This window comes from Desulfobaculum sp. SPO524 (assembly GCF_044987625.1).
Classification (GTDB): domain Bacteria; phylum Desulfobacterota; class Desulfovibrionia; order Desulfovibrionales; family Desulfovibrionaceae; genus Desulfobaculum.
In genome coordinates this window covers 1-19,980 of the sequence record NZ_JBJDSB010000005.1, presented here as the reverse complement: position 1 = coordinate 19,980, position 19,980 = coordinate 1, and the positions used below count along the sequence as shown (strand labels likewise).

Annotated in this window: 19 protein-coding genes; 13 read left to right on the top strand and 6 right to left on the bottom strand. The window is 61.7% G+C overall.

Annotation, left to right across the window (positions count from 1 at the left end):
• Positions 1-5: 5 nt before the first annotated feature.
• The 9 genes from ACI3L3_RS14410 (at position 6) to ACI3L3_RS14370 (ending at position 10,456) form a co-directional block, all read left to right on the top strand.
• Complete coding sequence (locus tag ACI3L3_RS14410) at positions 6-1,499, top strand: monovalent cation/H+ antiporter subunit D family protein (protein WP_404845850.1); 1,494 nt, start codon at positions 6-8, stop codon at positions 1,497-1,499.
• A gap of 3 nt (positions 1,500-1,502) precedes the next feature.
• Complete coding sequence (locus ACI3L3_RS14405; protein WP_404845849.1) at positions 1,503-1,769, top strand: hypothetical protein; 267 nt, start codon at positions 1,503-1,505, stop codon at positions 1,767-1,769.
• Positions 1,753-3,594, top strand: a complete 1,842-nt coding sequence (locus ACI3L3_RS14400) for a Na(+)/H(+) antiporter subunit D (protein WP_404845848.1) — start codon at positions 1,753-1,755, stop codon at positions 3,592-3,594. Before ACI3L3_RS14405 ends, ACI3L3_RS14400 begins: the two co-directional genes overlap by 17 nt.
• Positions 3,595-3,619: 25 nt before the next feature.
• Positions 3,620-5,161 (top strand): NuoM family protein, encoded by a 1,542-nt coding sequence (locus tag ACI3L3_RS14395; protein ID WP_404845847.1) that lies wholly within the window; start codon positions 3,620-3,622, stop codon positions 5,159-5,161.
• 71 nt (positions 5,162-5,232) lie between these two features.
• Positions 5,233-6,669 (top strand): NADH-quinone oxidoreductase subunit N, encoded by a 1,437-nt coding sequence (locus ACI3L3_RS14390; RefSeq protein WP_404845846.1) that lies wholly within the window; start codon positions 5,233-5,235, stop codon positions 6,667-6,669.
• A 677-nt stretch (positions 6,670-7,346) separates the two neighbouring features.
• The gene (locus ACI3L3_RS14385) at positions 7,347-7,856 is read left to right on the top strand and encodes a 4Fe-4S dicluster domain-containing protein (protein WP_404845845.1); all 510 of its coding nucleotides are present in this window, start codon (positions 7,347-7,349) and stop codon (positions 7,854-7,856) included.
• A gap of 41 nt (positions 7,857-7,897) precedes the next feature.
• Positions 7,898-9,034, top strand: coding sequence for a sulfite exporter TauE/SafE family protein (locus ACI3L3_RS14380; protein ID WP_404845844.1), 1,137 nt, complete (start codon positions 7,898-7,900; stop codon positions 9,032-9,034).
• Between the two features lie 159 nt (positions 9,035-9,193).
• A complete protein-coding gene (locus ACI3L3_RS14375) occupies positions 9,194-9,829 on the top strand; it encodes a hypothetical protein (RefSeq protein ID WP_404845843.1) in 636 nt (211 codons plus the stop codon).
• A gap of 39 nt (positions 9,830-9,868) precedes the next feature.
• Positions 9,869-10,456 (top strand): type I restriction enzyme HsdR N-terminal domain-containing protein, encoded by a 588-nt coding sequence (locus tag ACI3L3_RS14370; RefSeq protein WP_404845842.1) that lies wholly within the window; start codon positions 9,869-9,871, stop codon positions 10,454-10,456.
• A gap of 120 nt (positions 10,457-10,576) precedes the next feature.
• On the opposite strand, the gene ACI3L3_RS14365 is transcribed toward ACI3L3_RS14370, so the two are convergent.
• Together ACI3L3_RS14365 and ACI3L3_RS14360 are read right to left on the bottom strand one after the other, a co-directional pair.
• The gene (locus ACI3L3_RS14365) at positions 10,577-10,795 is read right to left on the bottom strand and encodes a ferredoxin (protein ID WP_404845841.1); all 219 of its coding nucleotides are present in this window, start codon (positions 10,793-10,795) and stop codon (positions 10,577-10,579) included.
• A gap of 50 nt (positions 10,796-10,845) precedes the next feature.
• Positions 10,846-11,217 (bottom strand): Hpt domain-containing protein, encoded by a 372-nt coding sequence (locus ACI3L3_RS14360; RefSeq protein ID WP_404845840.1) that lies wholly within the window; start codon positions 11,215-11,217, stop codon positions 10,846-10,848.
• A gap of 406 nt (positions 11,218-11,623) precedes the next feature.
• Between ACI3L3_RS14360 and ACI3L3_RS14355 the strand changes: the two genes are divergently transcribed.
• Entirely contained in the window at positions 11,624-12,466 is an 843-nt protein-coding gene (locus ACI3L3_RS14355; RefSeq protein WP_404845839.1) for an MBL fold metallo-hydrolase, read from the top strand.
• Positions 12,463-13,353: a hypothetical protein gene (locus ACI3L3_RS14350; protein ID WP_404845838.1), complete on the top strand. Its 891-nt coding sequence runs from the start codon at positions 12,463-12,465 to the stop codon at positions 13,351-13,353. The genes ACI3L3_RS14355 and ACI3L3_RS14350 overlap by 4 nt, the downstream gene beginning before the upstream one ends.
• A gap of 291 nt (positions 13,354-13,644) precedes the next feature.
• Here the strand turns inward: ACI3L3_RS14350 and ACI3L3_RS14345 are convergent, their stop codons facing one another.
• Both ACI3L3_RS14345 and ACI3L3_RS14340 read right to left on the bottom strand, forming a co-directional pair.
• Entirely contained in the window at positions 13,645-14,385 is a 741-nt protein-coding gene (locus ACI3L3_RS14345; RefSeq protein WP_404845837.1) for a tetratricopeptide repeat protein, read from the bottom strand.
• 110 nt (positions 14,386-14,495) lie between these two features.
• Positions 14,496-15,917, bottom strand: a complete 1,422-nt coding sequence (locus ACI3L3_RS14340; protein ID WP_404845836.1) for a response regulator — start codon at positions 15,915-15,917, stop codon at positions 14,496-14,498.
• Between the two features lie 145 nt (positions 15,918-16,062).
• Between ACI3L3_RS14340 and ACI3L3_RS14335 the strand changes: the two genes are divergently transcribed.
• Positions 16,063-16,950, top strand: coding sequence for an NAD(P)-dependent oxidoreductase (locus ACI3L3_RS14335; protein WP_404845835.1), 888 nt, complete (start codon positions 16,063-16,065; stop codon positions 16,948-16,950).
• Positions 16,951-16,972: 22 nt separating this feature from the next.
• Positions 16,973-17,917: a hypothetical protein gene (locus tag ACI3L3_RS14330; RefSeq protein ID WP_404845834.1), complete on the top strand. Its 945-nt coding sequence runs from the start codon at positions 16,973-16,975 to the stop codon at positions 17,915-17,917.
• Between the two features lie 64 nt (positions 17,918-17,981).
• Here the strand turns inward: ACI3L3_RS14330 and ACI3L3_RS14325 are convergent, their stop codons facing one another.
• Together ACI3L3_RS14325 and ACI3L3_RS14320 are read right to left on the bottom strand one after the other, a co-directional pair.
• A complete protein-coding gene (locus ACI3L3_RS14325; RefSeq protein ID WP_404845833.1) occupies positions 17,982-19,265 on the bottom strand; it encodes a TRAP transporter large permease in 1,284 nt (427 codons plus the stop codon).
• Positions 19,262-19,756 carry a TRAP transporter small permease gene (locus ACI3L3_RS14320; protein WP_404845832.1) on the bottom strand — a complete coding sequence of 165 codons (495 nt, stop codon included), beginning with the start codon at positions 19,754-19,756 and terminating at the stop codon, positions 19,262-19,264. The genes ACI3L3_RS14325 and ACI3L3_RS14320 overlap by 4 nt, the downstream gene beginning before the upstream one ends.
• Positions 19,757-19,980: the final 224 nt, after the last annotated feature.

Genomic DNA, 19,980 nt, shown 5'->3' with positions numbered 1-19,980 from the left:
GGCACATGCCAGAGTACATCGAGAGCTATCGCCTCCTGATTCCGCTTGTTGCGACGCTTGTCGCACCCTTCCTGATCTGGTTCATGCGCAGCGACCAGAACGCGCGCGAGGGCGTCAGCTTCGTGGCCGCGGCAGTGGCCTTCGCCGGCATGGCGAGCTTCATCCCCTCCGTTCTCAAGGGCACCATCTGGACCCTGACGCTCTTCACGCTGCTGGACGGCATTTACGTGAAGTTCTGCGTGGACGGGCTGACGCTCATCTTTGGGCTTATCGCCACGTTCCTGTGGTTCTGGGTCACCAGCTACAACATCGGCTACATGCGCTCCCTCAACGAGCACGCGCAGACGCGTTACTATTTCTGCTTCGCCATCGCCATCTTCGGTGCGGTGGGCGTGGCCATGAGCGCCAACGTCTTCACCCTGTATCTCTTCTACGAGATTATCTCGGTGTTCACGTATCCGCTGGTTGCGCACCATCAGGATGATGAAGCCTTTAACGGCGCGCGGAAGTACTTTGTGTACCTCATCGGTACATCCAAGCTGTTCTTCCTGCCCGCCATGGTCATGACCTATGTGCTGTGCGGCACGCTGGACTTCCACCTTGGCGACGTGGTGCAGGGCATGTTCCCGGCGCAGGTGGTGGCGGAGCATCCCATCGCCGTCACTGTGACTTATGTCCTTTACATTGCGGGCCTTGCCAAGGCCGCGCTGATGCCGTTTCACAACTGGTTGCCATCGGCCATGGTCGCCCCGACGCCTGTCTCGGCACTGCTGCACGCGGTGGCGGTTGTTAAGGCGGGCGTGTTCTCCGTGTCCCGCGTGGTGCTCTCCGGCTTTGGCGTGGACGTGATGGACAAGCTCTTCCTCGGGATACCAACGGCCTATTTGGCGGCCTTCACCATTGTGGCGGCCTCGCTTATTGCCCTGACTAAGGACGATATCAAGGCGAGGCTGGCATACTCGACGGTCAGTCAGTTGTCGTACATCGTCATTGGCGTGTGCATGCTGACGCCGCTGGCCGTGCAGGGCGGGCTGGCGCACATTGCGCACCACGCGTTCTCCAAGATCACACTCTTTATGGGCGCTGGCGCCATCTATGTGGTGGCCCACACCAAGAAAATCAGCGACATGGGCGGGTATGGCCGCAGAATGCCATGGACCTTCGGCGCGTTTGCCGTGGCCTCGTTGTCCATGATTGGCGTGCCGCCGGTCTGCGGATTCGTCAGTAAGTGGTACATGATCAACGGCGCGGTGGACATCAACCGCATGGTGCTGCTGTGTGCGCTGCTGGCCTCCACGCTGCTGAACGCGGGCTACTTCGCGCCTATCACGTTCCAAGCATTCTTTGGCAAGCCCAAGGACGCGCAGGCCGTGGCGGAATTGCACGAAGCGCCCATGGTTATGGTGGTGCCCCTGTGCCTGACCGCGGCGATGAGTGTGATTCTTGGCCTGTATCCCCAGATATTCATGAACTTTATCACGGTCTTCGGAGGGTACTAGTCCATGCTCAAGGAAAGGATAGGCAACTGGCTGTCCTGGCAGCGGATGCGTGCGGGGGCGTGGAAGAAGGCGCTCTTTGTGACGCTGGGCATCCTTGTGGCCCTCAACTTCTTCATCCATCCGCATCATCCGCACTTCGGTCTGGACCGGTATCCCGGATTCTGGGCGGTGTTCGGCTGTGGATTTGCCGTGGTCATGACCGTGATTCTCAAGAAGGTCGTCTTCCCAATCTTAGGCAAGCCCGAGGACTACTATGACAGAGACGAGTAGCTTCCTGCATCCCACCATCTGGTTCTTTGGCGTGGCGGCGCTTATTGCCGTGTGGCCGCGCGGCGGGTGGAAGTGGATGCTCATTGCGGCACCGCTGTTGGCCATCGCCAGCGTCCTGAGCATGGAACCGGGCGTGTACATGCCCCTGCACTACCTGTGGAGCGATGAGCCGCTGGTGCTTGGCCGGGTGGACAAGCTGTCGGTCATCTTTGCGCATGTGTTTGCGGTGCAGGCGCTCATCGGATTCATCTTCGCCCTGCACCTGAAGGAAAAATACCAGCACATCGCGGCGGCCATGTATGTGGGCGGCGCGTTTGGCTGTGTGTTTGCCGGGGACTACTTCACCCTGTTCATTTTCTGGGAAGTTATGTCCGTGGCGTCTACCTTCCTTGTGTGGCTGAATGACAATCCGGCCTCCACACGGGCGGGCTTTCGGTACTTCCTGTTCCATACCCTTGGCGGGCTGTTCCTGCTTGGCGGGTTGCTCCTGCGGTACTGGGACCTTGGCACCTTCGCCTTTACGGCCATCGACCCGAGCACCGCGCAGTACTACGACTGGATTATCCTTCTCGGCTTCTGCGTGAACGCCGCGGTGGTGCCGCTGCACGCATGGCTCCCCGACGCCTACCCCGAAGGCACGGTGACCGGCTCCGTCTTTATGAGCGCCTACACCACCAAGACGGCGGTGTACGTCCTTGCGCGGGCCTTCGCGTCCTGGGAAATTTTGGCGGTGATGGGCGTGGTGATGGCGCTGTACGGTGTTTTCTACGCGACCATCGAGAACAACGCACGGCGGATTCTGGCTTACCACATCGTCTCGCAGGTGGGGTACATGGTGGCGGGTATCGGCATCGGCACGGCCATGACGCTGAACGGCGCATGCGCCCATGCCTACGCCCATATCCTTTATAAGGGCCTGCTGTTCATGAGCGCGGGCACCATTCTGTACGCCACGGGCACGGCCAAGCTCACCGAGCTTGGCGGGCTGGCCTCACGCATGCCGCTGGTGATGATTTGCTATGTGGTGGCGGGGCTGTCCATCTCGGGCATGCCCTTCTTCAACGGCTTCGTCTCCAAGACCATGACCATCGCCGGCGCGGCGGAAGCGCACCATACGTGGCTGGCGCTGGGGATGGAAATTGCCGCCGTGGGCACGTTCCTCTCCGTTGGCATCAAGCTGCCGTATTTCGCCTTCTGGGGTGGCAAGCCTGAGGACAAGACCAGAAAGCTGAACCCCATCCCCAAGAATATGTACATCGCCATGTTCCTGAGCAGCGCGCTGTGCTTCGTCATGGGCGTGTATCCGCAGATGCTCTACGATCTGCTGCCCTACGCGGTAACCGGCGCGCACCACGGTGTCCCGGAAGTGGTGCATAACCTCGTCTCCTTTGACGTCGGCTACGTGCCCTACACCCCGTGGCACCTGCTGCAGGCCTTTATGCTGCTTGGGTTCACCGGGCTTGGCTTTTACTACATGCGGAACATCATCAAGCCGCATCCGTCGCGGAACTTGGACTTTGACTGGGTGTACCGGCTGGCTGGCAAGCTGGCCATGTGGGTCATCTGCTGGCCCCTGGCCATCATCGACGGCGTGTGGACCAAGGTCTACCGCGTGGTGGGGCTGCGGGGGCTGATGGCCTTTGCCGCCTCGGCGGGATGGTTCGACGTTAAGGCCATCGACGGCGTGGTGGACGGAACGGCCTACACGGTGCGCGGCGTTGGGCGCGGCGCAGCCAAGGGGCAGACCGGACGCCTTCAGGATTATCTGGCCTTTGCAATCTTGTTGGGACTCGGCATCTTCGCCGTGGTCTGGTTCTGGGCCTAGGCCCAAAGACACGGAGCGGACTCGTATGATCGAAGCAGGGTATCCGGTTCTGACGTATCTCATCTTCTTCCCGCTTGTTGCGGCGGTGCTGCTTGCGTTTTTCCGCACCGAGTGCATGGTCCGCTGGTTTACGCTGGTTGTCGGGCTGTGTGAGCTGCTGCTGGCGGCTCCGCTCTTCAATTTCAAGCTGGGCGTGGCGTCCATGCAGTTTGAGGAAGTGGTGCCGTGGGTGGAGCAGTGGAACCTGAACTACCATCTGGGCGTGGACGGCATTAGTCTGTTTATGGTGCTGTTGACCATCTTGCTGCTGCCGCTGTGCACCCTGTGCTCGTGGAAGTACATCTCCAGCCGCGTGAAGGAATTCCACGTGTGCCTGCTGCTGATGACGGCGGCGTGCGTGGGCGTGTTCGTCGCGCTGGACTTTGTGCTGTTCTACCTGTTCTGGGAAGCCATGCTGGTGCCGATGTACCTGCTTATTGCCGTGTGGGGCGGCCCGCGCAGGCGGTATGCGTCCATCAAGTTCTTTCTGTACACACTGGCCGGGTCCACGCTGCTTTTGGTGGCTATTGTCGCCTTTTACCATCAGACCGGGACCTTCTCCATTCCGGAGCTGATGCAGGGGCAGTACTCCTTTACCTTCCAGTTCTGGGCCTTTCTTGCCATGGCGCTGGCCTTTGCCATCAAGTGCCCCATGTTCCCGTTCCACACCTGGCTGCCCGCCGCGCACGTTGAGGCCCCGGCGGCCGGGTCCGTGTATCTGGCGTCCGTGCTGCTGAAGATGGGGACCTATGGGTTCCTGCGCTTCTGCCTGCCGCTGACGCCTGCCGCCAGTGAATACTTTGCCCCGATGATGATTGCCATTTCGCTGGCGAGCATTCTGTACGGCGGGTTTGCCGCCCTTGGGCAAAACGACATGAAGAAGCTGATTGCCTACTCCTCAGTGGGCCATATGGGCTTTGTGACCCTTGGCATCTTCCTCTTCAATGTCCGGGGCGTGGAGGGCGCCCTGATGCAGATGCTGAATCACGGCATTACCACCGGCGCGCTGTTTATGCTCGTCGGTGCGGTGTACGAGCGCAGCCACAGCCGCGAGATCAAGGACAACCTTGGCCTTGGAAAGTTCCTGCCCATCTATATGGGCTTCTTTGGGCTTTTCACGCTGTCCAGCTTTGGCTTTCCGGGGACAAACAGTTTCGTTGGCGAAGCCTTGGTGCTGTTCGGCGCGTTTGAGGCCAACTACTGGGTGGGCGGCATCGCCATTCCCGGCGCGCTGGTGGCCGCGGCGTACATGCTGCGCCTTGGCCTGAAGATGGCATGGGGACGGCCCTCGTCCGTACCTTCCGGCCACTTCTGGGACCTTGGCATCCGCGAGTGGGTGTACCTTGCGCCGCTGGCGGCGCTGGTGCTGTACATCGGCCTTGCGCCCACGCTGTGCCTGAAGGTTGTGGACCCCTCCATTGAAAAGCTGCTTTCGGACTTCCGCGTCCGCTCGGCGCAGATTCCTGCCGAAGCGCGGACGCTGGCCGATTATGCGCCAGAACTGCCGGTAGTGGTGGCCGAGCAGTAACGGACTGATGCACGTCACGATGCGGCGGGCGGCCCAAAGCCGCCGCGACGCAGGAGCCGTAAACAGGAGTAATGCAAGTGTCCATACGCCCCGACCTGTTCTTGCCGGAACTTTTCCAAATCGTGATTCTTCTGGTGCTGTTCGCCCAGAGCATCAGCCGCCATTCCACGCTGCGCAATGACGCATCGTGGGTGCCGTGGGGTGCCGCGGTTGGCGTGGCCGTCTCCTTTGCCGCCATGACGGCGCAGGGGCAGCTTTTCCACGGTGCGTACCGGGTGGACATGATGTCCCAATTCTTCAAGCTGGCCATTGCCGTGGGCTTTTTTATCGGCACGCTCAATGCCGTGCGCCAGCCCACGCTGGAGAAGGACAAGGAAAGCGACTACTTTCTGTTCCTTGGGTTTTCGGCCCTTGGGTTGATGTTCCTCGCGTCCAGTGCGGAGCTCATCACCATTTATGTGGCGCTGGAGATTTCCTCCTACTCGCTGTACGCCATTATCCCCATCCGCGCGAAGGAGCGCAGCGCGGCGGAAGCGGGCATCAAGTACATCCTGTTCGGCGCGGTCGCCACGGCTGTTTCGCTGTATGGCCTGTCGTACATTTTGGCCTCGCAGCATTCCAGCTACCTTGTGGACCTTGCGCAGGCGGACTGGTCGTGGGCCAATAACCCCATGGCTGTTGTGGGCCTGTCCTTGTTCCTTGCGGGGATGTTCTACAAGCTGGCGCTGTTTCCCTTCCACTTTTGGTGCCCGGATGTGTACGAGGGCGCCAGCAACGAGACGGCGGCCTACGTGGCAACCCTGCCCAAGCTGGGCGCGGTGGTCGTGCTGGTGCGCCTTGCCGCACTGCTGACTCCGGGTATGGAGGTGACGCTGATTTTCGCCATCCTTGGCGCGGTGTCCATGACCTTTGGCAACCTCTCCGCCCTTGTACAGCGCGATGTAAAGCGCATGCTGGGCTATTCCAGCGTATCCCACGCCGGATATGTGATGCTGGGCCTTGTGGCGGGCACAGCGCAGGGCCTTGCCGCGGCCGCGTTCTACAGTCTGGTGTATATCCTTATGAACCTGACGTGCTTCTGGGTCATCTGCAAGACCAGCGAGGACGGGCGCAACGTGAAGCTGGACGACCTGAACGGCCTGTACCGGCGCTCGCCGTATATGGCCATGGTGCTGGCCGTGGCGGCCTTTGCCCTTGTTGGCCTGCCGCCTACGGCCGGATTCATCGGGAAGTTCTTCCTGCTGACCAGCGCGTGGAACCACGGGTACAACTGGTTCGTCATCGTGGCGGCAGTGAACACGGCCATCGCCATCTATTACTATCTGAGTCTGGTGCGCCACGCCTACACTGTGGAGCCTGAAGACGCCGCGCGGCTGGAGCCTGTGGACGAAGGCCCCATGACCCGTGTGTGGGGGACGGTGCTCGCCGCCGCCATCCTGCTGCTTGGCGCGGTGCCCGGACCGGTCTTTGAGTTTGCCGCTGAAGCAGGGCGACAGCTTATGCGGTAAATGGCAAGGGGGACGACGTGCCCCCAAGGCCACACAACGGGACCAGCCAGCAGAACTGGTCCGCAACCGGGGACGACGGCAATATGCAGACAGAGGACGCCTTGGACCGCACAGCGCGAGAGACGATACACTCCAGGGCCGGGCGACGAGCGCCAACTGGCCGCGCCGGTTTGATGAGCGCTGCTCTGCCGCCCCCTCCACAACGGACCATCCCCTGACCGCCAGAAAGCGCGGGAGGTGGCTCTCTTGAGCGAGAAAAAACACAAGAATGAGGCAGACCGGACCGAAGGGTTCGGTCTGCTGTTGTATGGCGGGGGAGCGCGGTTGCGGCTTTCCAAAACGAAAACTGCCGCATGCCAGCGGTTTGTGACGCTGCGGTGAAAAAAGGAACGTGTTGCCCTTTATACTTAAGCTGAAACGCAAACCATGATAGACATACAGGAATCTGCGAGCCTTTGTCGGCTGGCGGACACGCTTGGTTCCGGGTGAAATGTAAAGGGGTTTTTGTGTCATGTGAAAGATATCACATGCACATGCGGCCTCATTGACCTTGGCTCAAGCAACTGATTTAACCGCCTAGACTCAGACGGACGCCTACGCCGCAGGGACGCTTGCGGCACTGTTGGCGCCGGTGTGAAGGCCTTCAGTTTTTCATCCAGAGACGGGAGGGATGCTCCGTGAGCAAGTACATGATCAAGACCAACCAGGACCGGTGCATTAGCTGTAATGCCTGTGAGGTGCATTGCAAGCAAAAAAACGCCGTGCCTCCGGGTGCGCGTCTGGGGCAGATGGTGACGGTAGGTCCGCTGAAAAAGGCGGGCAAGCCCAAGATCATGAACCTGTTCATGCCATGCTTCCACTGCGAGCAACCCTGGTGTGTTGCGGCCTGTCCCACCGAGGCTATGCAACGCCGCGAAGACGGCATCGTTTTTGTGGATCAGGAGCTGTGCGTTGGGTGCAAGGCATGCATCATTGCCTGTCCCTGGAACATCCCGCAGTGGGACGAGACCACGGGCAAGGTTCTCAAATGCGACCTGTGCATGGACAGAATCGACCGCGGCCTTGAGCCTGCTTGCGTTACGGCATGCACCACGCATGCGCTGGAGTTCGTGTCGCCGAATGCGGCATCTCGCACGGCACGAGAGCGACACGGGCAGAAGATGTTGCTGAAGCGCGCTTTGCGCTGACCGTTGTTTTTCTTCTTTCAACCTTTAAGGAGGGTGGCACTGTGAAATTCAAGTCCAACCACGCATTCCTCGCACTGTTCGCCATTGCCGTGGTGCTGTGCACGCAGGAAGCGGCATGGGCCGATCGCCTGACCGACGCTGTGAGCCAGGCCATCGCAGCCGACAAGCTCGACCCCAACGCCGCCAAGGGATACCTCGGCATCCCCGGCGCACCTAACCTCAACGCCCTGATCGGCCTCGTGTGGGCCATCTGGGTTGGCTGGATCTTCTCCACCGTCGGCGCGTTCGGCGGCATTATGGCCGGTGTTGGTCACATCACCATTTACGGCCTCGGCGACTACGCGAAGGGCTTCGGCAAAAAGATGGCCCTGAACAAGGTCGTCACCGACTCCATCCGCGTGTCCAACCAGTGGCTGGTGGGTTGCTCCGCCGCGCTGTCCACGTTCAACTACTACCGCGCCGGCCGTCTGGTTGCCCCTCTGGGCATCGCGCTGGCCATCGGTTCCGTGGCCGGTTCCTGGCTGGTGCCGTGGCTGACCGCCGGTAAGATCAGCCTGAAGTCCTACCTCGGCTACTTCGGCCTCTTCGTCCTGTTCCTTGGCTGCTACCTCTTCTACGAGACTACGCCCAAGGCCCAGAACAAGAAGAAGGAAGCCAAGGCAGCCGCCAAGGCCTTTGAGGACAGCGTGAAGACCGGTAACGTGGATATGTCCGCCCAGGGCGTTAAGGTGAAGACCTTCACCCTGACCCGTTGCGAGTTCACCTTCTTCGGCGTCGAGTTCCACTTCAACCCGCTCATCCCGGTTATTGGTGGCTTCTTCATCGCCGCTCTTGCTTCCTTCCTCGGTGTTGGTGGCGGCTTCCTGCTCGTGCCGTTCCTGACCTCCGTGGCTGGCCTGCCCATGTACCTTGTGGCTGGCACTTCCGCCATGGCCGTGTTCATCGGCATGATCAACTCCATCGCCTCCTACATGGTCCTGAAGGGAACGCCCGTACAGTGGAGCCTCATCGGTGCCGAGCTTATCGGTATCGTTATCGGTTCCATGATTGGACCGCGCACCTCCAAGTACATCCCCGACGTCTGGCTGAAGCGCCTGTTCGTCGTGCTGGCCCTGTACGTTGGCCTGCGCTACTGCTCCAAGGGCTTCCTGGGCTTCAGCATCCTGCCTCCCTTCTAGGCGAGTGCACGCTCTGTAAAGCGAGACCCTACCCGGGCCGGCCGGTCTTTACCGGCCGGCCCTTTTTCCGCCCTGCGCCGCACTTGTGCGGGGCGGCAAGACATCGTACAAAAGAGGTCCGCGGACTTTCCGCGTAAGACCACGCCCTGAGAGGAAGACGTGTTAGCATCCTTCGACAGCCTCAATTATCTTTTTGACCCGGTGTTCATCCCCCTGTTTCGGCTGCCCCTTGAGCCGCTGACAGCCTACTTTGTGGGGATGTTTCTGCTGGTGCTTCTGTGCACGGTGGTGGGGGAACTGTCTTTGGCCGGCGCCTACTTCCTCAACCGGAAGCACTTTGCCAAAATCAATCAGGACATGATTCGCCAGCACAACCTGTCCGTGCAGGCCATCTGCGAAAAGGACAAGGCCAGCTACAAGGCCTGTAACTCGCTGGCGAACGAAGCCTTTGGGCAGAATTTCTTTTCCCACATTGCGCTATTTGCCTCCAGCCTGTGGCCTGTGCCCTTTGCCCTCGGCTGGATGGTTATGCGCTTCTCCGAAGTTGTCTTTCCGCTGCCGTTCACCATCCCGGCCATCGGCAATGAAGTGGGCAACAACTTCATCTTTATCCCGCTGTACGTCGCCGTGCGTGTGGGCTTTGCGAAGCTCAAGCCCCATCTGCCGGTGTTTAAGCAGATTCTGCAGGCCATCAAGGACAACGAGGACCCCGGTGAAAACCTGCTCTCGTGGTCCGAGCTGTACGACGGCAAGAAGAAAGACGCCCCCGGCGCGGGAGCCCCGGACAAGGCCTAGGCGTTCCGGCGCTCCATCCGCCCCGGCAAGGAGATGCGGATGCACGAAACAAGTCTTGGTCAGGTGGTTCGGGACTACCTGACCGGCGAGGACATCGAGGAAACCTCCTACGAGGAATTCCGTCAGGCCATGGCCCGCATGCTGGTAGAGGAGCTGGGCTATCCGCCGCAGCGCCTGCTGGCCAAGGTGGGCATTGAATTTCCCGTGGACGGCGAAACCTATTGCCGCGTGGCGGACCTTGTGGCCTGCGATGAGGATGGCTCGCCGCTCTTTCTGCTCTTTTTCGTGGCCGGACAGCCCGGCAGTTTTGACCGCGAAGTTCTTGCCGCAGCGCGGCTGTACCCCGACGGTCCCATTCCGCTGGTTGCGGTGACTGACACGCGCGAGGCCGTGCTTTTGGACGCCGCAACGGGGACCACCCTTGGCACCAGCATGCGCGCCATCCCCCGGTATGAGGACCTGCCCGCCCTTGCGAAGGCCCATCCCGCGCCGCGGTGCTCGCCGCAGCAGCTAGACCGCGAGCGCCGCATCCTCTACGCCTACAGCGAATTCATCTACGGCAGTTGCTGCCATACCTGCACGCCAAAGCCCGCGCATACGCCGGGGCGGGACGACGACCCCGCCTAGCGCCCGCGCGCAACAACGCCCCCGCTGGAGTAATCCAACGGGGGCGTTGTTGTGTGTGGTGCGTGGTATGCCGCGCCTGTGGCCTCGCCGGCGCGCTGCTTCGAGACGGGCGCTGGGCGGCTAGGAGTCGCCGTTTTGGCAAGGACCGTGCACTTCAATGCAGTCCTGCGGACAGAGGGCGATAGCCTCGGCCATTTCCGCTTCGGTCGCGCATTCCTTGCGCAGGACGACTTCTTCGTTGATGTCGTCCCATTCAAACAGGTCGGGACACATCTCCACGCAGCCCATACACTCGGTACAGTCCACGCGGTTGATGGATATTTCCTTTTTTTCGCTCATGGTGGTGCATCTTCCTTTGGCTGAAAGCAATGGGCGTGAGAGCCCCAATGCTATCGAAGCTCCATGCTGGCCGCAACATGCTCAAGGGTGGTCTGGCCGTGGAAGATGATGCGTTGCGCCACGTCGCGTACCTCGGCGCTACGGCCTTGTCTTGCCGCGTGCTCCAGCCGCTCCGCCTGCTGTTTGAGGGACAGCGCGCTGATGGTTGCCGCCGCGCCCTTGATGGAGTGCGCAATGCGGCGCAGGGCGGTTTCGTCATTCTGAGAGAGCGCGCTGCTGAGGGCGGTGAGCTTTGGCGGGAGGTCATCCAGAAAGACGCCATACAGCTCGGTGAGAAACTGGGTATTGCCGCGCAGGCGGAGGAGCGTGGCCTGCTCGTCAAGGATGGGCGTACTGAGGCCGGTGGGGATGCGGTAGGGCATGGGTGCCGTCCAGAGCTTGTGATGAATGCCGCCGGCGGGGCAGGAGTCGTCAGGTGGCGGCCCTGTGGCGAGGGCGGCGCGAGCCAACCTTCCCCCCCGGCGTTGGACATGCGCGGCCACTTGGCAAAGCGTGACCTAGCGCACACAACTCAGAAAAGCATACAGCTTTTGCAGGATGTTGGCAAAGTGGGGGATGAATATTCTGCATCACAAGGCTCGCTTGGCGCATCCGTTGGCGGGCGCAGCGTGGTGACGCAGGGCGCGTTATGCGTCACTCTGAGCAAACGTGTTGAAATACGCGGTGTTTTCCAGTAGGCTACAATTGAAGTGTTCTGCATGCCTTGCGTGTTTCCGCATAACCTTTGTGTTTTTCTGCGCGCCGCGTGGACCCGAGGTGCAGTCTGCCATGTATATCCGTTGCTGGGGCTCAAGAGGGTCCATCCCCGTATCCGGGCCGGAATACAACCGCTATGGCGGCGATACCACGTGTATGGAGGTCCGAAACGCGCGGGACGACATTGTCATCATAGACGCCGGTTCCGGCATCCGTCGCCTTGGCAACACACTTCTTGCGGAAGGGCGCTTTGACTACACCATGCTCTTTACGCATCTGCACTGGGACCATGTTCTTGGTCTGCCGTTTTTCAAGCCAATCTTCCTGCCCAAAACAACACTGAACATCCGCGGTTGCCCCTTTGGCATGGGCGCGCTGGAAACCCTGCTGGAAGGCGTGATGACAGCGCCGTATTTTCCCGTGCCCTACAAAGCGCTGCTGTCCAACATCACGCACGAAATCGCCTGCGGGGTGGACCTCACCATCGGCGAGATGCGCATCACATCCATTCCCCTCAACCACCCCAACAAGGGGCTGGGCTACAAGTTTGAGGAAAACGGCAAGAGCTTTGTCTTCCTTACCGACAACGAGCTGGACTTTGCCCACGATGGCGGCCTGACGCCCGAGGAATACGCCGCCTTCAGCGAAGGGGCGGACCTGCTCATCCACGACGCCGAATATCTGCCCAAGCAGTATAATGAACTCACCCGCGGCTGGGGGCACACGCTGTATACCGACGCCCTGAATCTGGCCATAGATGCGGGGGTGAAGCGCTATGGCATGTTCCACATCAACCAGGAGCGCACGGACGAGCAGGTAGATGAGATGGTGGAGCACTGCAACCGCATTCTGGAAAAACGAGGCGTGGAGATGGACTGCTTTGCCGTGGCGCAGAATCAGGAGTTTGAACTGTGAGGCATGCGGAAGGCCGCACAGGGCTTGGCGCGTGCCTGGGCCGGGTGATGGCGCTGGTGTTGGTGCTGGCGGGGGGAACCGCGCTGTGCGCCCCGAATACCGTGCGCGCGGAGGTGAAGACCCTGACGGCGGAGCACGTGTACGTGATGGGGGATAACGACACCCGCACCGAGGCCCGCCGCATTTGCTTTATGCAGGCCAAGCGCAAACTGGTGGAGCAGGTTGGCACCTATGTGGAGGTGCTGACGGAGATGAGCGACTTTCGGCTGACACGCGACGAGGTGCGCTCCTTTACTGCCGCGACCATGCAGGTGGAGGTGGACGAGGAAACGTTCTTTATGAAGGACAAGAGCTTTGCGGTGCGCATGAAGGTGCGCGCGCGGGTGGATGGCGACGCCATGCGCGAGCGCCTGCAAACCGCGGCGCGCCAGCGCGACGATCTTGTCCGTATGCGCGAGCGCTACGACACCACGCGCCGCCTTGAGGACAAGGCCCTTGCCGTGCAGGAGCGTCTGCGCACGGCCCCGCCGGAGCAGGCCGCCCCCCTGCGGCAGGAGCGCGACGCCATCCTCGGCACCCTTGAGGAAACGCAGGCGCGCTATGATGCCATTATGCAAAACCGCAAAACGCAGGCGGACTACGCAGAGCGTTTTGTTGAGGCGGACATGACCCGCAGTGAAGTGCGCTCCCTGCTTGGCGAGCCGCGCACCATTCGCCGCAACGGCGATTCCGCCACCTTTGAGTGCTGGAACTACGGCCGGGTGTGGGTGGTGTTTCGCGATGGACTGGTGGTGTGCCGCCGCGAAAGCCTCAGCTACAGCCAGCGCCACGGCGGAGACTGCCACTGCTCCGGCTTTGTCGGAACGGGCGGGGTGTTTATGCAGTAGCACGCGGCGGGACGGAGAGCGCAGCACGCAGACGGGCCAAGCGGTCCGTCTTTTCTTTTGGGCAGGAGTTGCCGCATGGGATACGGATGGTGCCTTCTGCGCCGAAAAGGCGCAGGCGCAGGAGGCGGCGGCAAAGCTGTTTCGATTTCAGATGGATAAAGAAGAGGCGGCCGGGTTGGGGGGCCCAGCCGCCTGCATCAAGGAGGAAAAAGCTGCCACGTTGTTAACAGCTTTTGTTAGACAATAGCATCATGCATGCCATGTTGAAAGCAAAAAAGGAAATGATGTGTACTACTTGTTTGGAACGCCTTTTTTCTCGACGTAGCGCAGGAATTTTCGGGCGGGTTCCATATTGGGGTTGATGGCGAGTGCGGCGTTGATATGGCGTATGCATTCGTCCTTGCGGCCAAGGTCGTAGTAGACGCGCGCGGTGTTGAAGTGCAAATTCTCGTCCTTGTCGTGGTACTCCAGCGCCTTTTCATAGTAGCGCAGGGCTTCGGCGTTCATGCCCTGTTTGCGCAGGCTCATGCCCAGGCGGTTGAAGCGCACACGCTGTTCGGCCACGAAGGTTGCGTCCTGATTCAGCAGAATGTTCAGCACCTTCTTGACCTTGTGGAATTCGCCCTTGTCTGCGTACACGGAGCCAACGCCCATGTTGGCCTCCACATTCAGTTCATCAATCATCAGCGCCTTGAGGAAAGCCTTTTCGGCCTCGTCCAGATTGCCATCGGCGTAGGCTTCTTCGCCTTTGCGGATTTTTTGCTGGAGGGATTTGATGGCTGGGACGGTGTTTTGCTCGTAAAATCGGGGTTCCGGGGCATAGGCGGAGATGAAGTCGCCCTTGGTGATGGAGTTTCGCAGGCCCGACGGAACGTGGTGGTCGTTCAGGGGCTGCACTTCGTATTCGTCATCGTCCAGCCGCCGGACATACCAGTAGGTGGTCTGCGAATATTCACCCTGTGTTGCGCCGTGGCCAACGCCTGCGGCTTGCGTGCGGGAGAAAACACCAAGGATTTGTGGGTATTGCGACATGCAAGGCTCCATGGCTGAGGGGAAAGGGCGTCATTGTAGACAGTACGCAAAAAAGCGGCCCGCGCCAAGGGGAAGGCGCGGGCTTGCTTCGGCGCCCTTGGCCAAGGGCGCTAGGTGCGGCGTAAGGAAATGGTGAACACGGCGTTGCCATTTTCGCGCCGTACGCGCATGAGGCCGTCCATGTTTTTGATGAGCTTGTAGCACAGTGGCAGGCCGAAGCCGCCTTCCTCAAAGGGCAGGTACAGGCGCTCCGGGTCAATGTCGCGGATGTCGGCAAGGGCGTAGCTGATGCGGATATCCACGGACTTTGGCGTGGAGAGCGTGCGCAGGGACAGCTTGCCCTGCTTGGCGAGGGCCTTGCTGGCGTCCCCCAGCAAAATGCCAAGGATGGTGCAGATGGCCTCCGGGTCGCCAAGGGCTCGGGGCAGCATGTCCGCCAGCTCAATATCAGCCGTGATGCCGGTTTGTTCCAGCACAGGCAGGTGGTGCTCCAGGCAACTGGACACGATGGGTGGGATGTGCAAAGGCTCGGCAGTGATATCCACAGGGTCCAGATACCCCCGGATGCGGTCCAACAGGTTTTCCAGCCGCCGGGATTCGCGCAGGATGATTTCCGTTTCCGGCATGTCGGGCACCTTGGCGTGCAGCCTACGGGCAAAGCCGCCGATGGCCATAAGCGGGTTGCGCAGTTCGTGCGCCATTTCGTCCGAGATGGCGCCGATGGTCTTGAGCTTTTCGTCCTGCAGCACGGTGCGCTCCATGTGCACGCGCTCCGATATGTCCACAAAGATGCCGTCCAAAAGGCGCGGTTCGCCTGCACCTGCGGCGGCGGGGCCGGGCATGGTCTTGATGTAGCCGTGCACGTTGTAGCCGGATTTGTGCGCCATACGGCATTCCACCGTCAGGGGGGTGGCGCTGGCAAAGGCGCGCGTCAGCACGTCGCGCACGCGGGCGCGGTCGCCCATGCGGATGCGGCTGAGGAACCAGTTGTCATGGCGTGTCGCTTCGTCGGGGTCATAGCCCAGCACTACGGAGCAGGCCTTGTTGATGAAGGCCAGCGAGAAGTCCTCCCGAAGGCGGTAGATAAGCAGGGGGATGTTATGCAACAGTGTGGTGTGACGCTGCTCGGCGCGCTCCATGCGGCGCTTGAGGGCGCGGCGCTCGGTGTAGCGCTCCAGCGTCAGGCGCAGGTCATCGGGCGAAAAGGGCTTGATGAGGTAGTCAAACGCGCCGATTTGCATGGCCTGAATCAGGTCGGACGAGGTGCCGACGCCGCTGATGAACACCACCTCCGTGGCGGGGTTGATGGCGCGCAGCTCCCGCGCAAGGGCCATGCCGTCCGCCCCGTCGAGGCGAACGTCCACAAAGGCGAGGGCCACGGGCGAATGCTGGGCCGCGTCCAGCGCGCTCTGGGCGGAGTGGCGTGAGGCGGCGTTAAACCCAACGTCCGTCAGCGAGCGGGCGAGGGTTTCGCACATGATGGGATTGTCGTCCACGACGAGAGCGTGTTCCTGCATGGGATACTCTGGCATGGGTTGCTCCTGAGCAAACAGTTGCCGTGATCCTGAATGCAGTGTGACGAGAACTGAAAGGAAATGCAACGCCTCTCTGCGCGTAATCTCCCCGGAATGTACAAATGTGCTGGGGGCGTGGCAGGTGGCGAAAAGGAGAAGAAGCATGAAGCCGCGCGTAGGATTCATGGGGCTTGGCCTGATGGGCAGGCCCATGGCCGAGAATATTTTGCGGGCAGGGTACCCGCTGGTGGTGTACAACCGCTCGCGCGAGAAATGCGCCATGCTGCGCGAGCTGGGCGCGATGGTGGCCGAAACGCCGCGCCAACTGGCGGAAAAATGCGACATCGTCGTGATGATGGTCACCGGGCCGGAGGCCGTCTACGCTCTGTTGTCCGGCGAGGAAGGCTGCGCCATGGGCCTTGATGCGTCCAAGACCGTGGTCAACATGAGTACGCTGTCGCCGGAATTTACCCGCGAGATTGCCGCGACGCTGCGGCCCCTTGGGGTCACCTACGTGGACGCCCCGGTTTCCGGCTCGCGCCGTCCGGCGGAAGAGGGGAGCCTGCTTGTCCTTGCCGGTGGGCCGCAGGAGGCCGTGGACGCCTTGCGTCCGGTGTTGTTGACCATGGCGCGCAAGGTGATTCACTGCGGCGGCGTGGGGCAGGGCAGCATGACCAAAATGGCCGTGAATCTGCTGCTTGGGGTTATGATGCAGGGCCTTGGCGAGGCTTTGAACTTTGGCCGCCAGGGCGGCGTGGATGATGCCGTGCTGTTGGACGCCGTCACGTCGGGGCCGCTGGCCTGCGGGCTGTACGCCCTGAAGGAGCAGATGTTTCAGGACGGCGCCTACCCTGCGCAGTTCCCCCTGCGGCATATGAATAAGGATATGAAGTTTGTGCTGGATACGGCCCATGCCACCGGCGCAAGCACCCCGGCCGCGCATGCGGCGGCGCAGCAGTACGCGGCGGGCGCGGCAACGGGCCTTGGCGACATGGACTTCGCCGCCGTCATCAAGGTGCTGGAAGCCCTGTCCGGTGACGGGCGCAAATGATGAATCCACGAGGAGAAACAGCGTGAACGAGACGCCGATGCGAACGGCCGTGGTGGTTCTGGCCGCTTCCGCCGCCGCCTTTGTGAGTGCTTCCGCCGGGATGAGCTTCCGGCAAGAGCCGTTTTTGACCTATTATTTTTTGTTTGCGTGGTGGCCGTACATCTTTGGGGCGGAGTCCCTGCTTGTGGTCATGGGCGGCTATTCCACGCTGTATGAGCGCCCGCGCAGCTTTTGGGCGCTGTTGCCGCTGTCGGTCATTGTGTGGCTCGCCTTCGAGGCCGCAAACTTTCGCCTTGGCAACTGGTACTACATCGGTCTGCCGCGCGAGACGGCCATCCGCTGGGGCGGGTACGTGTTGGCCTACGCCACGGTGCTCCCTGCGCTGTCCGTGACGCGGCGGCTTTTGGAATTCCTTGGCCTGTGGGAGGATGTGAAGTGGCCGCCGCTGCGCGTTGCCCCGTGGCGCTGGCCCATGTTCGCCCTTGGCGTGGCCTGCCTTGTGTTGCCGCTCGCGTGGCCGAAGTATTGCTTTCCGCTCATCTGGGGCGCTCCGGTCTTTCTGCTGGAGCCTGTGCTCTACGGCTTCCGCGCGCGCTCGCACTTGCGGCTCCTGCTTCTTGGCAAGCCGCGCCGGCTGCTTCTCGTGCTGGTGGCGGGTTTTCTGTGCGGCGGCATGTGGGAGTGCTGGAACTACTGGGCCGGGGCCAAGTGGTACTACGCCATCCCCTTCGTGGACGTGCTGCATATCTTTGAGATGCCGGTGTTGGGCTTTTTGGGCTTTCCGCCCTTTGCCCTTGCCTGCGACGTTATCGTCAGCGCCTTTCGCGGTGCGGACCGGGCACTGGCCGAGCGTTCGCCGGCCCTGCGCTGGAGCGTGTGGGGCGTGTGCGCCGTCCTTGGCGTGGTGTGCGCCGTGATGGTGATGCAGGGCATTGACGAGCACACCGTGGTGCTGCTGCGGTCCTAGCGCCGCGCGTCCAAAACATTTCGCCCCCGCTGGATGGATTCCGGCGGGGGCGTTTTTCGTTTGGTCAGCCCATGAGGCTGGGCAGGAAGGACGTCAGCGGTGGCCAGAAGGTCACCAGCAGCAGGTCAACGATGAGCACCAGCAGGAAGGGCAACACCCGCAGGCTGATGTCCGCAAGGCGTGTCCCCGCTATGCCGCAGGAGACGATAAGGCAGATGCCAAGGGGCGGCGTCAGCATGCCGATGGCAAGGTTCACCACCACGATGACGCCAAGGTGGATGAGGTCGATGCCGAGGTTCGGCAGCATGGGCAGGATGACCGGCACCAGCAGGATAAGTGCGGCGGTGGTTTCCACAAAGGTGCCCGCCGCCAGCAGGATGATGTTGACCAGCAGCAGGAGGGCGATGGGGTTGTCCGTCAGTGTCAGCAGGGCGGAGGTGATGTCCTGCGGGATCTGCTCAATGGTCAGCAGCCACGAGAACGCCGTGGCCTGCGTGATGATGAACATGGTCACGCCGGCGGTGATGGACGCGTGGATGAACAGGCGCGGCAGGGCGGCAAGACGCAATTCGCGGTAGACGGCCATGCCGACGAAAAGGGCGTAGACCACGGCCACGGCGGCGGACTCCGTGGCGGTAAAGACGCCGCCGAGGATGCCGCCAAGGATGATGGCGGGCGCGCCAAGGGCGAGCAGGGCGCTGCGACCCGTGCGTAGAATATGCCGCAGGGAGAAGGGGCGCAGCCGTCCGCCGCCCTCAATGCCGCCGCGCCGTGACAGGACCACGGCCACGGTGATGAGGGACAGCCCCATGAGCAGGCCGGGCAGAATGCCCGCCGCAAACAGCTTGCCGATGCTGGCGCTGGTGAGGAAGCCGAACACAATCATCGGGATGCTGGGCGGGATGATGACGCCGATGGAGCCGCCAGCCGCCTGCACCGCTCCGGCAAAGCCGCGCGGGTAGCCACTGCGCGCCATGGCCGGGATGAGCATGCCGCCCACGGCGGCGGTATCTGCCGCGGCAGAACCGGAGATGCCGCCAAAGAACATGGCGGAGACGATGGACACGGCGGCCAGCCCGCCCGGCAGCCAGCCCACAAGGGCTTCGGCAAACGCGATAAGCCGCCGGGAAATGCCGCCGGCCTCCATCACTTGCCCCGCAATCATAAACAGCGGAACCGCCATAAGCGGAAAGGAGTCCGCCCCCGCGTACATGCGGGTAACCGCCACCATAAGGCCGGTGTCGCCCTGAAGGGCAAACACGGCAACGGAGGCCGCGCCGATGGCGATGGCGATGGGGACGTTGAGCAGAAACAGCGCCACAAGGGCGACGAACAGCAGGGAGGTCATGCCTTGCCCCCGCCGAACAGGTCATCCAGCAAAAAGGCCAGACCGTGCAGAAACAGCACCGCGCCGCTCAGGGGCACCACGCTAAAGGGGATTTGCTTGGTTATGCCAAGGGCCGCGGTTTGCTGGTATTGCATAAAGTCCAGCACGCGCATGCCGGAGGTGATAAGCACCGCGAAAAACGCCAGCGCCACCAGATGCGCCAGAATATGAGCCGCGCGGCGAGGGTGGCCGCTCAGGCGCTCCGTCAGGATGTCTACGCCGATGTGCGCGCCGCGTTTATAGGCCACGCACGCCCCTAAAAAGGTGAGCCAGACAAGGAGCATGCGCCCCAGCTCTTCCGACCAGAACAGGGAATCATTGAGCACGTAGCGGCAGAAGACCTGCAGGCTGATGACGGCCACCATCCCCACGGCGCAGAGCATGAGCGCCCCTTCGGTCAGGGTATTGACGAGGCCGCTCAGGCGGCGGATGGCGGTGAGGAGAACATGCATGATGCTGGCACCGGCGTTTGGGGTGAACCGTTGGCACGCGCCCGCTGGGGCGGCGCGCCGCGTCGGGATGGTCGGCGGCCTTTGCCGTACTGCGCCACATGGAAAAAGGCAACCCGCGCGCATTTTTTCGCGAATACGCTGTTGACGCTGGGGTTTGGGGTCTGCTCGGCTCTCGGCTCTCGGCTCTCGGCTCTCGGCTCTCGGCTCTCGGCTCTCGGCTCTCG

What these genes read in the sequence shown, in the direction of transcription:
- ACI3L3_RS14340 (WP_404845836.1), bottom strand. Translation starts at nt 15,917, where the DNA reads ATGCCAGAGTATCCCATGCAGGAACACGCTCTCGTCGTGGACGACAAT.
- ACI3L3_RS14325 (WP_404845833.1), bottom strand. Translation starts at nt 19,265, where the DNA reads ATGACCTCCCTGCTGTTCGTCGCCCTTGTGGCGCTGTTTCTGCTCAAC.
- ACI3L3_RS14370 (WP_404845842.1), top strand. Translation starts at nt 9,869, where the DNA reads ATGCACGAAACAAGTCTTGGTCAGGTGGTTCGGGACTACCTGACCGGC.
- ACI3L3_RS14345 (WP_404845837.1), bottom strand. Translation starts at nt 14,385, where the DNA reads ATGTCGCAATACCCACAAATCCTTGGTGTTTTCTCCCGCACGCAAGCC.
- ACI3L3_RS14405 (WP_404845849.1), top strand. Translation starts at nt 1,503, where the DNA reads ATGCTCAAGGAAAGGATAGGCAACTGGCTGTCCTGGCAGCGGATGCGT.
- ACI3L3_RS14360 (WP_404845840.1), bottom strand. Translation starts at nt 11,217, where the DNA reads ATGCCCTACCGCATCCCCACCGGCCTCAGTACGCCCATCCTTGACGAG.
- ACI3L3_RS14400 (WP_404845848.1), top strand. Translation starts at nt 1,753, where the DNA reads ATGACAGAGACGAGTAGCTTCCTGCATCCCACCATCTGGTTCTTTGGC.
- ACI3L3_RS14395 (WP_404845847.1), top strand. Translation starts at nt 3,620, where the DNA reads ATGATCGAAGCAGGGTATCCGGTTCTGACGTATCTCATCTTCTTCCCG.
- ACI3L3_RS14335 (WP_404845835.1), top strand. Translation starts at nt 16,063, where the DNA reads ATGAAGCCGCGCGTAGGATTCATGGGGCTTGGCCTGATGGGCAGGCCC.
- ACI3L3_RS14320 (WP_404845832.1), bottom strand. Translation starts at nt 19,756, where the DNA reads ATGCATGTTCTCCTCACCGCCATCCGCCGCCTGAGCGGCCTCGTCAAT.
- ACI3L3_RS14410 (WP_404845850.1), top strand. Translation starts at nt 6, where the DNA reads ATGCCAGAGTACATCGAGAGCTATCGCCTCCTGATTCCGCTTGTTGCG.
- ACI3L3_RS14365 (WP_404845841.1), bottom strand. Translation starts at nt 10,795, where the DNA reads ATGAGCGAAAAAAAGGAAATATCCATCAACCGCGTGGACTGTACCGAG.
- ACI3L3_RS14355 (WP_404845839.1), top strand. Translation starts at nt 11,624, where the DNA reads ATGTATATCCGTTGCTGGGGCTCAAGAGGGTCCATCCCCGTATCCGGG.
- ACI3L3_RS14390 (WP_404845846.1), top strand. Translation starts at nt 5,233, where the DNA reads ATGCAAGTGTCCATACGCCCCGACCTGTTCTTGCCGGAACTTTTCCAA.